Here is a 14,181-nt window from a genome sequence, read left to right on the forward strand (position 1 = left end):
AGTATGAGCAAGTATGTGTCATAACTGCGCATTTATGCAATGTATGCGGAGTGGCCCAACGAGACTGCGTCGGGTTCGTGGGATTGGACCTTGCTGATTGGGCAATCAGCCACGGGGGTCGACGATGATCTTCACGTGTTGCTCGTTGTTGTTGATGAGTTCGTCGAAGCCGCCCGAGATGAGCTCATCAAGGCCGATGCGTGCGGTGATGAATGCCGAAAGATCGATGGTTCCGCTGGAGGCGAGTCTGATCGTCTCGGGATGGTCACCGGAGTAGCCGATCGTCCCCCTTAGGTCGATCTCCTTGAGGACCAGTTTCGGCATGTCGACTTCGGGCTTATGTCCCCAGATGGAGACGTTGACGATGACTCCGCCGGGACGGACGGCGTCGATGAGCATGTCCAGAACCGCGGGAACGGACGAGCATTCGAATCCCACGTCGGCTCCTCGCCCATCCGTGCGCTCGCGAACGGTCTCTGCGACATTGGAATCTCGCGGATCGAGAACTTCATCGGCAACGCCAGTCGACAGTGCCATCTCCTTCCGCGCCTCAGAGAGTTCGGAAATGTAGACGGTCAGCCCCTTGGCCTTGAGGACGGCGGCGGTGAGGAGGCCGATCGGGCCCGCGCCGCCGACGACGGCGATCTGGCCTGCTCCAGCATCAGATCGCACAACTGCGTGGTGCGCGACTGACAACGGTTCGATCAGTGCAGCTTGATCGAGTGGAATGTCGCCAATGGGGTGGACCCAGCGACGCTGGACGACGATCTTCTCCGATAGCCCGCCACCGCGGCCGCCGAGACCGATGAAGTTCATATTCTCGGACAGCTGATAGCTCTGGCCGGGGCCGGTGTCGACGTCGTCGGCGATGATGTAGGGCTCGACGACGACGTTCTGGCCGACCTCCAGATCGCTGACTCCGTCACCGAGTTCGGTGATCGTGCCGGAGAACTCATGTCCCATAGTCACCGGCGCGGATTCGCCGGAGATCGGGTGGGGGTGGCCCGCCGGTGGGACGAAGATCGGCCCTTCGAGGTATTCGTGGAGATCGGTTCCGCAGATCCCGCACCATGCCACGTCGATGGCGACTGTGCCCGGTAGCAGTTCGGGCTCTGGAATATCGTCGATCCGGATGTCTTTGCGTGCGTGGAACCGTGCTGCTCTCATGTTGAGTCCTTTCGTGAGGCCTATATGGGCCGTTCGGCGTTCTTCGACGCTAGAGCGCCTGCGACATGAGAGCCAGGGTTGCATGGGATTGCACGTGAGGGGATTCACCGTTGATTTATACCCCTAGGGGGTATATCTTCGGGGTATGGACAACCAGCAGAATCATCGGCATATGCGGCCCGATGAACCGGGACATTCTGGTCACGAGGGACATTCCGGACATTCGGGCCACGGCGGGCACGCAGGGCATGCGGGTCACGGCGATCACGTCGCGCAGTTCCGCCGCCTGTTCTGGATCATGCTCGTCATCGCCGTGCCCGTCGTCGCATTCAGTCCAATGTTCGGCCACCTCGTCGGCTATGAGGTTCCCGAAACCGGCATCCTCGGTGCACTCCGATGGCTCGCGCCGATTCTCGGCACCGTCATGTACGTCTGGGGCGGCAAACCCTTCCTGACCGGCGGGCTCGACGAGATCAAGGGGCGCAGCCCCGGCATGATGCTGCTCATCGCTTTGGCGATCACGGTCGCCTTCATCTCCTCCTGGGGCTCGTCGTTGGGTCTGCTCGACCCGCAGCTCGACTTCTGGTGGGAGCTGGCCCTGTTGGTCGTGATCATGCTCGCCGGTCACTGGATGGAGATGCGCTCACTGGCACAGACCACCTCGGCGCTGGACAGTCTCGCCGCACTGCTGCCCGATGAGGCGGAGAAGATCGTCGATGGGGAGACGGTGGCCATCGCTCCGGGCGAGCTTGTCGTCGGTGACATCGTCCTCATCCGTCCCGGTTCCTCGGTTCCCGCCGACGGTCGGATCATCGACGGATCGGCCCATATGGACGAATCCATGGTCACCGGAGAGTCCGCCACGGTCCGACGGGGCGAAGGCGCTGCCGTTGTGGCTGGCACCGTCGCCACGGATTCCGGGCTCCGGGTCGAGATCACCGCGATCGGTGATGACACAACGCTGGCGGGAATCCAGAAGCTGGTCTCCGATGCTCAGAACTCTTCGTCGCGTGCGCAGCGCATCGCCGACAAGGCCTCGGCTTGGCTGTTCTGGTTCGCTCTCGGCGCTGCCGTGATCACCGCGGTCGTCTGGTCGCTCATCGGTATGCCTGACTCGGCGGTCGTGCGCACGATCACCGTGCTCGTCATCGCCTGTCCTCACGCCCTGGGCCTGGCCATTCCTCTGGTCGTCTCCATCGCCACCGAGCGCGCGGCCCGTGCCGGTGTCCTCGTCAAGGACCGGCTCGCACTCGAGACGATGCGCACGGTCGATTCCGTGCTCTTCGACAAGACCGGCACACTGACGAAAGGTGAGCCGACAGTCACCGGCATCGAGGCTGTGCCGAGCGCCGGGACCAAACGGACCGAGGATGAATTGCTCGGTCTGGCCGCCGCGGCCGAAGCCGACAGCGAACACCCGTTGGCCACCGCCATCGTCAAGGCAGCCGCTGAGCGAAGGATCGAGGTGCCGAAAGCATCCGACTTCTCCTCATCACCTGCGGTCGGTGTCAGAGCCGTCATCGCAGGCGAGACGGTCGAGGTCGGTGGGCCCAGGCTGCTCGAGGCACACGATGCCCCCGAGGCGAAGGCCGCGGAAGCGTGGAGGGCCGAAGGCGCCATCATCCTCCATGTGCTCGTCGACGGTGCCGTTGTCGGTGCCCTGCGGTTGGCCGATGAGATCCGCCCGGAATCGCGCGATGCCGTCGATGCGCTCCATGCCATCGGTGCGCAGGTCGTGATGATCACCGGAGACGCCGAGGCCGTCGCGCAATCCGTTGCCTCCGAGCTCGGCATCGACCGTGTCTTTGCCGGAGTCCATCCCGCTGACAAGGCGGCGAAGGTCTCCGAACTGCAGGGGGAGGGGCGTCGCGTGGCGATGGTCGGTGACGGGGTCAACGATGCGCCCGCTCTGGCGCAGGCCGATGTCGGCATCGCCATCGGCGCGGGAACCGACGTGGCCATCGCTTCTGCCGGAGTCATCCTCGCCTCCGACGATCCGCGTTCAGTGCTCTCGATCGTCGAGCTCTCTCGCGCTGCTTACCGGAAGATGAAGCAGAACCTGTGGTGGGCGGCCGGATACAACCTGCTGTCGGTGCCGTTGGCGGCAGGAATCCTCGCTCCCATCGGGTTCGTTCTGCCGATGAGCGTGGGCGCGATCCTGATGTCGATCTCGACGATCGTCGTCGCCCTCAACGCTCAGCTGCTGCGTCGACTCGACCTTCATCCGCAGGCGGCTGTCGAGCGAGTGCATTTCAAGAGCTGATCTCGGCGGAGACGACTGAGGCGGGTGATGCCGTTGAGCATCACCCGCCTCAGCGTGTTCTGACCGGCGGAGCTCTTCGCACCGGCGGAGTGTCAGCGTGCCAGCGTCTCGTCGATGGAGCTGGTTCCGGTGGCCAGAGTGACCTGCGTGCCCCACGGGTCGACGACTCGCACCGAACGTCCGTCATCGGCGAAATCGAGGCTGTGCGCACGCAGACGCGCGACCAGGGCATCGAGATCCTCGCGCCCGGGAACGGTGATCGCCACATCCCCGAGGCCGAGGCTGGCCGCCCGGGGGCCGGCACCGCGGCTGTTCCAGGTGTTCATGGCCACGTGGTGGTGGTAGCCGCCGGCCGCTGCGAAGAGGACTCCGGGCATCGACGACAGTGAGGGTTCGAAGCCGAGGGCGTCGACGTAGAACTCGCGGGCCTGCGGGATATTGCCGACCTGCAGGTGGACGTGGCCGACGATGCCGGGTTCGGCGGCAGTGTTCGCGAGGACGTCATGGTTGAGGTGGCGTTCGAGGAAGCGGTTCGGATCGAGGTAGAGCGTATCCATCTGGACCTCACCGTCGAGTGAGTGAGTCCATTCCGAGCGGGCTCGGTCGATGTAGAGCTCGATGCCGTTGCCTTCGGGGTCGGTGAAGTAGAAGGCCTGGCTAACCAGGTGATCGCTGGAGCCGACGAAGGTGCTGTTGGTGTTCTGCGCGGCGTGGGCGACCGTGGCTGCCAGGGCTTCCTTGGTGTCGAACAGGAACGCGGTGTGGAACAAGCCGGCCTGCTTGGGGTCGACGCCGGGCAGGCCCGGGGTTGCGACGAGCTTGACCAGGGGAGTGGTGCCGCGGCCGAGCACGCGGTGGACCTCACCGTCGCGGGAGGTCTCCTCGAGGGGCTCCATGGCGAGGGCGTTCGAGTAGTAGTTCGACATCTTCTCGAGATCGCCGACGCGCAAAGTCACAGCGTCCATTCCGGTGGCAGCGCTGAGTGTGGTGTCATTGGCGGCCGGTGAGGCGGTCGTAGCAGTGGGGGTGTCGGTGACGGTCATGCGGTTCTCCTGAACACGGTGTGCTGATAGATCCAGTGTAGATCTATTTAGTTGAACATTCAACAATAATGCCGTAGTTCTTATTCCGGGAGGTCGGAGCGGGCTAGTTTCCCGGTAGTTCTGGGAGGCCGTGGCCGATGGAGATTGCCGCCTGTCGAACCTGACGGCCCAGCGATTGAGTCTTCTCTTCGGGGAAGTCGTCGATTGTTCCGGTGACCTGGATGGCGGCAAGGATTCCATAGTCGCCCGGAATTGCGGCGGCGACGCTGGCGACCCCGGGCTCGCGTTCTTCCCGCGAGATCGAATAGCCGCGATCTCGGATTCCGGCAACGTCGAGCATCAGAGCGTCGAGCTCAGGAACTTGCTTGCGGTTCGATTCCTGCTCCTGATGCAGGCTTTTGATGTCGCCATCCTTGAGCTGGGCCAGGATGGCTTTGCCGCCGCCCGAGGTGAGAGGGAGCCGGGAGCCGACGACGAGCTCGTATCCGAAGTTGCGGGCAATGCCTGCGCGGGAGAGTGCGACTCTCTGCCCATTGTGCTCGCGATACAGCGTTGAGGTCAGGCCGGTGATTGAGGCGAGCTCGATAAGCACGGGGCGGGCAGCGCGGATCAATGGGTTTGTCGTTGAGAATGCATGTGCGCCGAACGTGAGGGCGATGCCCGGGCGGTACCCGTTGCTGTCTCGCTCCACTCTGTCGCGGGCTTCGAGCACGGCGAGGATTCGCTGAGTCGTTGCCACCGGGAGTCCGGCGCGCCGGGCGATTTCGTTCAGGCGCAGCGGTCCTCGTGAACTGTCGAGGATCTCGAGGACGTCGATGGCTCTCTCGAGTGACCTCATCGGAGATTTCTGGGCGGGCATTCGATTCCTTCGGTCGGCCGTTGGGTGCGTCAGACTCCCATGCAGTGAGATTCTACCTTCCGGAAATGATATTCCGTTTTCATTTGATGAGTTCCGGGTGTTGACAATCACTCTCGCGCCCTGCAGTATTTCGTACTGCGATATAGATTCTCATAGAATGGGTGCAAGGATGCATATAGCGGTAATTGGTTTGGGTGAGGCAGGAGCGCTCTACACTCAGGGGCTTGTGGCCCTCGGTTGGGATGTGACCGGTTACGACCCGGCGGACGTCCCGACTCCACTCGGAGTCGTGCGAGCTGAGACATCTGCAGCGCTGGTGGAGACCGCTGATGCGGTGTTGTGCATGGTCGGAGGACGGGCCGCCGTGCCCGCCGCGCAATCTGTGGCGGAGTTCCTGCCCGAGAATTCGATCTTCATCGACATGAACTCGGCCGCTGCCGCCGTCAAGAACGAAGTCGCCGAGAGCGTCGGGGCGCACCGCTACGCAGACGTTGCGGTCGTCGGCTCAGTACCCGAACACGGGGCAGGGACCCCGCTGGTCATCAGTGGTCAGGCCTCAGCGCCAGCGGCGAAGATCTTCTCCCAGCTCGGCGCGCCTGTTGAAGATATCAGCGGCGAACCAGGCGATGCGGCCAAGCGCAAACTGCTTCGCAGCACATTCATGAAAGGCCTCGGCGCACTCATCGTCGAAACCCTGCGCGCCGGTGAAGCCATGGGAGCCCGGGATTGGGCGCTCAACCAGATCTCAGCTGAGCATTCGGGCGGATTCGAAGCCGTTGAACGGCTCTTCTCGGGCACTGTCAAGCACGCCGACAGGCGCGGTCACGAAGCGGCGGAAGCAGCGGAGATGATCGACTCTCTCGGCGTTCAGTCAACGATGTCCCACGCTGCCGCTCGTTCGCACCGGCTCATTGCTGCCTCGTCGAAGATGCCGGCGGACGAGATCCTGGCTGCCTATGCAAATGTTCCAGCTGCCAATATCGGTGATGCCCGCGAGCGGATGGGGCTGGTCGACGGTGGAATCAAGGCACTATGGCCTGGAGCAAGGGCAGTGGGACGAGCCAAGACTGTGATCGTGCCTGCTGGAGACAACCTGCTTCTGCGTCAAGCCCTCGAAGAGGTCGAACCCGGAGAAATCCTCATGGTCAACGGCCAGGGGCATGCCGACCGCGCTCTGCTCGGAGAACTGATGGCCGAGCGCGCCCGCAAGCGAGGCGCAGTCGGAATCGTGGCCGACGGAGCTCTGCGCGATGTTCGCGACCTCGAAGAGATGGGCTTTCCCGCGTGGGCCAGGGCGGTGAATCCGGCAGGGCCGTATAAGAATGGTCCAGGGCAGATCGATGTGCCCGTGGCTATCGGGCGCGTAGTCGTCGAACCCGGTGACCTCGTTGTCGCCGATGACGACGGTGTCGTCGTCGTGCCGTGGGGTGAGGTCGTCGAGACTCTCGGCCTCGCGCTGGCCGTCCAGGAGGACGAAGCCGGTCGGCGGCAGAAGATCATCGGAGGTGACCTGACATGATGGCCGTTCTCGCGCTCGTCGTCTTCATCGCCGTCATCATCGTCTGGAATGCCGTCGTCGGTCGCAACATCGGCGAGGCGATGACTCTGGGTTTCCTCTCCATCTGCGTTTTCGCCTTCATCGCCGGTCCCTCCGGCGAGGACTCGGTGCTGACGATGATCTGGGCATCCGTCTCCGACGCTCTGACGGAAGAGATCATGTTCGCCGCGCTCGCCTTCGTCTTCGTGTCCTATGTGCTCGAGCGAACTCCCGTGCTCACCAAGCTCGTCGATCTGCTCAATTCCCTGCTAGGGCGATTCCGCGGAGGCCACCTCTACACCACCACGGTGGCCGGAGCGATCTTCGGCGCCATCGCACATATCGGCGCTGCCATCACCGCTGCAGTCGGATCGATCACGATTCCCTGGATGAAGAAGTCCGGGGTCAAACCGGAGATCGCCGCTACGGTGGCATCGGGACTTGCCGGCTTCGGTGTCAGCTTTCCATTTTCGGGAACGATGTTCATCCTCGTCGGCGGCCTTGTTGCGCAAGGAGCGATGGAGTCCCATGAGATTGTCATGCCCTTGTTCTTCGCCGGGCTGTGGGCGCTCGTCTACCGCCTGATCGTGGCGTTCTGGATAGTTCGGAAATACAAGATTCCGGCAGTGCCGTCTGAAGATCGACTGCCCATCCGCACGAGTCTGTCCCAGGGATGGACGACGATTCTGCTCCTGGTTCCCATTTTCGTTCCCCTGGTCCTGTCGTTCGGTCCGCTCGCGGATTTCCTCGCGGACTTCACTGGCGTCAGTGCAGAATCCGAACCGGGCAAGACTCTTGCTGACGGCACAGTTCTTGATCCGACACCGCTGGCGATGCCGGACGTCGTCAGTCTGCTCACCTGGATTCCGGTGCTGATGATCGTCTTCGTGCTCATCCTCGGGCGCAAGTCACTGCCGAGATCGGCCTCGGGGTGGTGGAAGCTCATTGAGGGATCTGCCTCATCGTTCGGCGTCATCGGCATCACGATCTTCGCGGCATTCTCCGCATCGAATCTCCTCGGGGAGATCGGTCTGGCTGCCGAACTCGAGGCGCTGCTGTCCTATCTCGATGTGCCGAAGTGGCTGATGGCGATCGCAATCGGAGTGATCATCATTCTCATTGCTGTGCCGCTGACCGCCAGCGCGACCATGGCTGCGATCGGGCCCGTCGCGGTGATGACGATGGCGAGTACGGGCATTCCCGTGCCGGTTGCAGCGGCGGCAGCCCTGATCTTCGCCTCGACGGAGGGAGCCTCTCCGCCTTCAGGGGCTCCGATCTACGTGGCGGCGGGCATCGCTGAGGTCAATCCCGGCAAGACATTCGTCCCGCTGCTCAAGTACTACTGCGTCCCGTTGCTGGGCGTCGGCACGCTTATCGCCCTGGGGTTCCTCCCGATCTGAGCCTCGAGTAGTCAAGAAAGGAATCGGACAATGAATGTTTCGACGAATCAGAGTCGCGGCCGCTTCGAGGCGGTGTGCTCTCATCTGTTCGCCGCCTCGACAGTGCTCTTCCTCCTCGGCGGGGCTGTGATTGTCATCTGCCAGATCGTCCTCATGGTCGCGGGGAAGGGCTTGATGGCTATGGACGTCGCCGAGGCGGTCGGACCGTATGCCTTCGGTGTGTCCTCGATCGCGGGGCTCCTGGCCTTCTTCCTCACCTATTTCCACAAAGGAGCATCGAGAGATGGAGAAGACTGAATACCCGACCTACGCCCAACTGGAGGCGAACACTCCGCCCGGATCATCGTGGGGAGTCTTCGCCGACGCGGATCGGGGCACGGCGAATTTCGCCGGCCATGCAGAAGTCCGTGAGGCAGCATCGTCGGTGACCCGGGGAGAGGTATTCAACCTCGACTACTCACTCAATGCGTTCGACCCGCCGATGGCTCGAGCCAGGCGCGCACCGGAGCACGAGATCCTCTCGACGCACTCGGAGTCCCGCGACGATGTACTCCATGAGTTCTTCCTGCAGGCGACCTCACAGGTCGATGGTCTTCGACATCGACGTGCCTCCGGTTACGGGTTCTACAACGGTGTCGCCGACGGATCGATCCGCGCCGGCGTTCCCGACCTCGGTGTCCAGTCCTGGGCGGAACGGCCGATCGTCGGGCGGGGACTCCTTCTCGACATCGCAGGCCTCCTCGCCGATGAGGGCACACCGCTGGAGCACCGAGGCGGCCCCGTCCTTGAGATCGACCACCTGGAGCGAGCCTGTGCGCGGCAAGGTGTGAGCGTTCGTTCTGGCGACATCGTCATGGTGCACACCGGTTGGTCCTCATGGTTCATCGGATCCACCAACGAGGTCCGCGACGAGGTGCGGTCTGGGCGAAGGGCCACGGGGTTCCGGCAGTCGAAGGACCTGGCTCGATGGATCTGGGATCACCAGGTGGCGACCTTCGCAACCGACACCTTCGCCGTTGAGGTCCTTCCGGTCGTCGCCGACAGCGACTTCCTAGAATCGGCGCCCGAGGACAAGGGGATGATGCATCAGGAGCTCATCGCCAAGCTCGGAGTGCCGCTCGGGGAATTGTGGAACCTGGAGTCGTTGCTAAAGGACTCCGAACGGACGGGCCGCTGGGATGCGATGTGCATCATCAAGCCGCTCAACCTCGTCGGAGGAGTCGGATCGCCTCCGAACGCCACTGCGATCCGGTGATTCGGGCGACCCGCCATCCGTGATCTTCTCGATGGCATCGTTGACAGATCGGATAGATTCTCGGTCATGGAGCACAATCAGCGTCCAGAGGTGCCGAAGGACGGCCGCACCGTCCGGTCAATGAGCTCGTTGAGCGGGGTTTTTCTCCCGCGCTCTGCAGGGGCGTTATCAGCAGGGCCTGTGGTTGTGGGAGATGGGGCAGAACGTCGGCAGGCATCTGCGAGAGACGGCTCGGCCATTCATCCTGGATCTCTACTCATTCGCGAGTGAGACTTCTCAGCCCGTGAGCCGCGACTGTAGTGGGGTGCTCTCCGTCGACGGAATCGACGGCACAGAGAGGACCCCGCGTTTCGGGGGTCGGCGGGCGTCATGACTCCGGCCTCGGCGTCGAATACGGCGTCGAAGGGCTCAGTCAGTACATCACGTACAAATCGATCCACCGGAAGCGGTGAGACCGAGCACGGTGCGACTGTGCCTTGTGCGACCAGACGCGGTGCGACCTAGGCGATGCGGTACCAGCACGCGTCCGCCGATAGGCTGGTGCCATGAGGTTCGAATCGAAGTCCGCCCCTGCTCTCGCCGGGCTCCTGGCCGCCGCACTCATCGCCCTCAGCGGCTGCGGCTCCGATTCCGGCTCATCGTCGGAACCCGAAACGACGCCGACGGCGACTCTGGATGTCGTGGAGCAGGGCTTCGATTCCCTCGACGAGCTCTCGGATTATGTGGCGCAGTCCTTGGACGGCGTCGAGGTGAGTCTCGAATCCGAGACGAACCCCGACTTCAACCAGGAGACCGAACCCGAACGCCTTCATGTCCACTTCGCCTCGACCGAGGACAGAGTCAAAGACTTGGAAGCCACGGCGTTCATCGTCCAGGCGACGTCACGGGCGGGTTTCGACTATGACATCCTCGTGGTCACCGGAGTCGTGTCGGCAGGGGAGTGGGCGTACCTCTACGACCGGTCGACTGTCGAAGAGCTCACCGCTGATGGTCAGATCGCTGTTGCCGATATCTGGGACTCAGCCGAACAGAGCTTCGACACCATTCATCGCTGAGTCTCTGCCGCCCTACTTCTCGACTGCAACGCCGTCGGCGTCGGCGAAGACCATCGCTCCCGGGCGGATCGTCGCGCCGCCGATCTCCACGGTCACGTCGATCTCACCGGCACTGTCTTTCGCGCTCTTGCGCGGGTTGCTGGCCAGAGCCTTGATGCCGAACTCCATCTCGGCCAGCGCCTCACGGTCACGGACGGCACCGTTGATGACGACGCCGTTCCAGCCGTTTCGAACTCCTGCCTCGGCGATCATGTCACCCATGAGGGCGGTGGCGATCGATCCGTCACCGTCGATGACGAGCACGGCGCCGTCGCCGGGCTGGTTGAGGGTCTGCTTGACCAGTCCGTTGTCCTGGTAGCAGCGGATGGTGCGGGCCGGTCCGGAGAATGACGTTTTGGCTCCGAAATCGCCGAAGTTCAGAGCGATCGAATAGAGCTCGTCGCCGCGTTCGTCCCACAGGTCTGCTGTCGAAACTGTCATCTGGGTGCCTTCCGTCGGTGGTGGGAGCTGAGTGGTGCTCAGGCAAACGCCTGGGTACGGGCGTAGAGTCCGGGGAGTCCGCCGGAGTGGATGAAGGTGACCTCGTCCTCGGAAGAGAAACGGCCGGATCTGATGAGGCCGACGAGGCCGGCCGCTGCCTTGCCGGTGTAGACCGGGTCGAGGACGATGCCCTCGGTGCGGGCAAAGAGACGCACGGCCTCGACCATCTCGGGAGTCGGCAGAGCGTATCCCGTCCCGACATAGTCGCCGAGTCCCACTGTGGCGTCGCGAGGGACCGGGGGCAGATCGAGGAAGTGCGCCGTGGAATCGACGAGGTCGACGATCTTCGGCTCCTGCTCCGCCTGTGTCCGGCTGACGTTGATGCCGATGACCGGAGCATCGCTTCCTGCTCTGTGGAGGCCGACGACGAGTCCGGCCTGCATTCCGGCCGAACCGCTGGGCGTGACGATCGTGGGCGAATCCAGCCCCGCCTCGGCGAATTGGTCGAGCATCTCAACGGCACAGTCGACGTACCCGAGCGCACCGATCGGATTCGACCCGCCCACCGGGATGACGTAAGGCTTCCTGCCCTCGCCGCGCAGCTTCTCAGCCAGAACCTCAGCCTCGCCGAGGAGGTCGGCCCCGTGGCCGAGCACCGTGACGGAATCCGCGCCGAGAAGATCGAAGAGCAGGAAGTTTCCCATGTACTCCGGCGGGTTCGACCCGGCCGGGCCGAGGGAAGTGCCGTCGGGTCCGAGGTCCTCTTCGACGATGAGGTGACAGTCGAGACCCTCGACGCGTGCAGCCGACAAGGTCAGTCGACAGTGATTGGACTGCACCCCGCCGACGGTGATGAGCGTGTCCGCGCCCTGTTCCTGGGCGTCGGCGATGAGGAATTCGAGCTTGCGCGTCTTGTTCCCGCCCTGAGTCAGGCCCAGTTGGTCATCGCGTTTGATCCAGATCCGCGGTCCGCCGAGCTCGGCTGACAGGCGCCGCAGATGTTGGAGAGGCGTCGGCCCCGCGGTGTAGCGGCGGCGTGGGACTTCATTCAGGGCGACCATGGTTCCCGAGTCTACCGAGCTGCTCAGTCCTGCTGGCAAGACGCCGACCAGAATCTGGTCAACGGGATGTCATCAGGTCGTCCTCAGCCGACGAACTCGACCTCTCGGACGGCGTCGCCGCCCTTGTCCGCGGCGATCGCGTTTCTCACTGTCAGATTCATGACCTCATGTGTGTCCAGGTTCGTGTAGGACACCCAGGTGTATCCCTTGCCGGAATCGGCTGACGTGCGATGCCAACGTTTGGCGTGCCCGTCGTTGTGCTCGGCGAGGGCAGCGACGACGTTCTTCGTGGCGAGCTGATCCACGACCACTGCATCACCGATGCCGTAGGCGGTGATCAGTCTGTCCGCGTACTTGACAGCACCCTTCGGGTGTCCCGAACTCTGGGGTGCCTGAGCGGCACTGGATGCGGGCGCGGAATCGGCGGAGGCGGCTGCCGGACCGACTGCGAGACCCAGGGAAGCGAGGCCGGCTAATGCGGCGACGCCCCACTTTGCGGCGTGAGTGCTGATGAAGGCGGGCATGGTGACATCTCCTCTTGCAGATCAGGAACATTGCTGGAATTGAGTATCGTCAGCCCAGGTGAGAGCCGTTTGCCTGAATCTGAACAGAAGCTGAGACGCTGAGTCGCAAATGCGGAAGTTCTATTGCGTTCCTATGACATCTCCGAGACATTCGGCCAGAAGGAGCCTTGATCGAATCTGCGAGCTCGGGAGTGTGACAGATTCACTGAGCTTACGGAACCGAATCGTGATCATCCTCGTCGGCCTTGTCCATCCAGTCCTTACCGTCGAGGATACGGGCGACCATCATCGAACTCGCCTGATCGCCGACGGAGTTGACGGTGGTGGCCGGGGGATCGATGACGGTTCCGATGATCTGGATGATCGGCAGTGCTGCGGCCGGGAAGCCGTAGAGGGTGATGATCATGAGCTCGCCGATGAAGCCGCCGGAGGGGATTCCTGCCATGACCATTCCGGCCAGCAGCGCCACGGCGATAGCAATGAGGATGTTCTCCAGGGTGAAGAAGTCGCGCTGGAACACGGCAAAGAGGAAGGCGATCTTGAGGATCGCGGACAGGCTCGATCCTTCCATGTGGATCGTGGCACCGATCGGCATGATCGTCTCCCGGATGTCGCGGGGGACTCCGATCTTCTCTCCGGCACGCAGGTTCGCCGGGATCGCCGCCACCGAGGAGGATGTGCCCAAGGAGATCGCCGTGGGCTCGAGGATATTGCCCCAGAACCGAGACACGCCTCGGCGGCCACCGGCGAGGAAGGAGTAGAACGTGAACGCGAGGATGAAGTAGGCGATCGCCACCGGGTAGTAAACGAGGAAAGCGCGAACATAGTCCCCGACGAGCTGGGAGCCGAGGTCACCGATGAGAGCGGCGAAGTAGGCACCGAGGCCGATCGGGGCGTAGTACATCACGATCGAGGTGAACTTGAGGAACACCTCGGTGCCGGAGTTGAGGAACTGGGCGAACGGCTTGCCCGCGTCGCCGATCCTGCTGGTGGCGAAGCCGACGATGACGGCGAAGACGATGAGTGCGAGCATGTGCTCGGCGGAGAGGATCTTCGAGAAGTCGTCGACGACGACGGTCTGGACGAGCTGGTCGCCGATGGACCCGACGTCCTCGACGTTCTCCGGCTCCTGCATCTCCACCTGGACGTCGTCCGTGGCGTTGAAGATGCGCAGCGCGGCGACCATGACGATGGAGGCGATGATGCCGGTGACGGCGAAGACTCCGAGCATGCTGCCCATGATCTTGCCCAGTCGCGCGGCCGAGGACATTCCCGCGACCGCGGAGGCGATGGAGAAGAACACGAGCGGCACGACGAGAGTGAACATCATGTTGATGAACAGCGTGCCGAACGGTTTGATGACGGTGGCACGTTCCCCGAAGACGAGGCCGATGATCGCGCCGATGACCACCCCTGTGAGGATGAAGAGCGGAAAGCGGTAGTTGCGGAGGATCCGCAGGAAACCCGATGGCTGCGGCTTCGAATCAGACGTCTGCGCCGGCGAGGCAGTGGGGGAGGGCATAGGCTCTGCCTTTCA

At 63.2% G+C, this 14,181-nt stretch carries 13 protein-coding genes; 6 read left to right on the forward strand and 7 right to left on the reverse strand.

The features are described from left to right. Positions 1-105 precede the first annotated feature (105 nt). A complete protein-coding gene (locus KTJ89_RS00525; protein ID WP_259356580.1) occupies positions 106-1,167 on the reverse strand; it encodes a 2,3-butanediol dehydrogenase in 1,062 nt (353 codons plus the stop codon). A gap of 145 nt (positions 1,168-1,312) precedes the next feature. On the opposite strand from KTJ89_RS00525, the gene KTJ89_RS00530 reads away from it, so the two are divergent. After that, positions 1,313-3,430 carry a heavy metal translocating P-type ATPase gene (locus KTJ89_RS00530; RefSeq protein ID WP_374990242.1) on the forward strand — a complete coding sequence of 706 codons (2,118 nt, stop codon included), beginning with the start codon at positions 1,313-1,315 and terminating at the stop codon, positions 3,428-3,430. Positions 3,431-3,522: 92 nt separating this feature from the next. Here the strand turns inward: KTJ89_RS00530 and KTJ89_RS00535 are convergent, their stop codons facing one another. Next, the gene (locus KTJ89_RS00535; RefSeq protein WP_259356581.1) at positions 3,523-4,473 is read right to left on the reverse strand and encodes a VOC family protein; all 951 of its coding nucleotides are present in this window, start codon (positions 4,471-4,473) and stop codon (positions 3,523-3,525) included. Between the two features lie 103 nt (positions 4,474-4,576). Then, positions 4,577-5,311, reverse strand: a complete 735-nt coding sequence (locus KTJ89_RS00540) for an IclR family transcriptional regulator (RefSeq protein ID WP_259356582.1) — start codon at positions 5,309-5,311, stop codon at positions 4,577-4,579. Between the two features lie 190 nt (positions 5,312-5,501). Here KTJ89_RS00540 and KTJ89_RS00545 point away from each other — a divergent pair, with 190 nt between their 5' ends. The 5 genes from KTJ89_RS00545 to KTJ89_RS00565 all read left to right on the forward strand — a co-directional run bounded on the left by KTJ89_RS00545 (position 5,502) and on the right by KTJ89_RS00565 (position 10,579). Next, positions 5,502-6,851 (forward strand): RraA family protein, encoded by a 1,350-nt coding sequence (locus KTJ89_RS00545; RefSeq protein ID WP_259356864.1) that lies wholly within the window; start codon positions 5,502-5,504, stop codon positions 6,849-6,851. Further along, positions 6,848-8,269 (forward strand): TRAP transporter large permease subunit, encoded by a 1,422-nt coding sequence (locus tag KTJ89_RS00550; protein ID WP_139469605.1) that lies wholly within the window; start codon positions 6,848-6,850, stop codon positions 8,267-8,269. Before KTJ89_RS00545 ends, KTJ89_RS00550 begins: the two co-directional genes overlap by 4 nt. Before the next feature lie 30 nt (positions 8,270-8,299). Then, positions 8,300-8,566 carry a hypothetical protein gene (locus KTJ89_RS00555; protein WP_259356583.1) on the forward strand — a complete coding sequence of 89 codons (267 nt, stop codon included), beginning with the start codon at positions 8,300-8,302 and terminating at the stop codon, positions 8,564-8,566. Next, the gene (locus KTJ89_RS00560; RefSeq protein WP_259356584.1) at positions 8,553-9,524 is read left to right on the forward strand and encodes a cyclase family protein; all 972 of its coding nucleotides are present in this window, start codon (positions 8,553-8,555) and stop codon (positions 9,522-9,524) included. Before KTJ89_RS00555 ends, KTJ89_RS00560 begins: the two co-directional genes overlap by 14 nt. Before the next feature lie 545 nt (positions 9,525-10,069). Beyond that, complete coding sequence (locus KTJ89_RS00565) at positions 10,070-10,579, forward strand: hypothetical protein (RefSeq protein WP_259356585.1); 510 nt, start codon at positions 10,070-10,072, stop codon at positions 10,577-10,579. 12 nt (positions 10,580-10,591) lie between these two features. On the opposite strand, the gene rraA is transcribed toward KTJ89_RS00565, so the two are convergent. From rraA to KTJ89_RS00585, 4 genes are all read right to left on the reverse strand, one after another. Next, positions 10,592-11,059, reverse strand: a complete 468-nt coding sequence (gene rraA, locus KTJ89_RS00570; protein WP_139907421.1) for a ribonuclease E activity regulator RraA — start codon at positions 11,057-11,059, stop codon at positions 10,592-10,594. A gap of 38 nt (positions 11,060-11,097) precedes the next feature. Beyond that, complete coding sequence (locus tag KTJ89_RS00575) at positions 11,098-12,120, reverse strand: D-cysteine desulfhydrase family protein (RefSeq protein WP_259356586.1); 1,023 nt, start codon at positions 12,118-12,120, stop codon at positions 11,098-11,100. A gap of 83 nt (positions 12,121-12,203) precedes the next feature. Then, positions 12,204-12,644: a hypothetical protein gene (locus KTJ89_RS00580; RefSeq protein WP_139907423.1), complete on the reverse strand. Its 441-nt coding sequence runs from the start codon at positions 12,642-12,644 to the stop codon at positions 12,204-12,206. A 211-nt stretch (positions 12,645-12,855) separates the two neighbouring features. After that, positions 12,856-14,166: a dicarboxylate/amino acid:cation symporter gene (locus KTJ89_RS00585; protein WP_259356587.1), complete on the reverse strand. Its 1,311-nt coding sequence runs from the start codon at positions 14,164-14,166 to the stop codon at positions 12,856-12,858. Positions 14,167-14,181 lie beyond the last annotated feature (15 nt).

The organism is Brevibacterium sediminis (assembly GCF_024895295.1).
In the GTDB taxonomy this organism is placed as follows: Bacteria; Actinomycetota; Actinomycetes; order Actinomycetales; family Brevibacteriaceae; genus Brevibacterium; species Brevibacterium sediminis.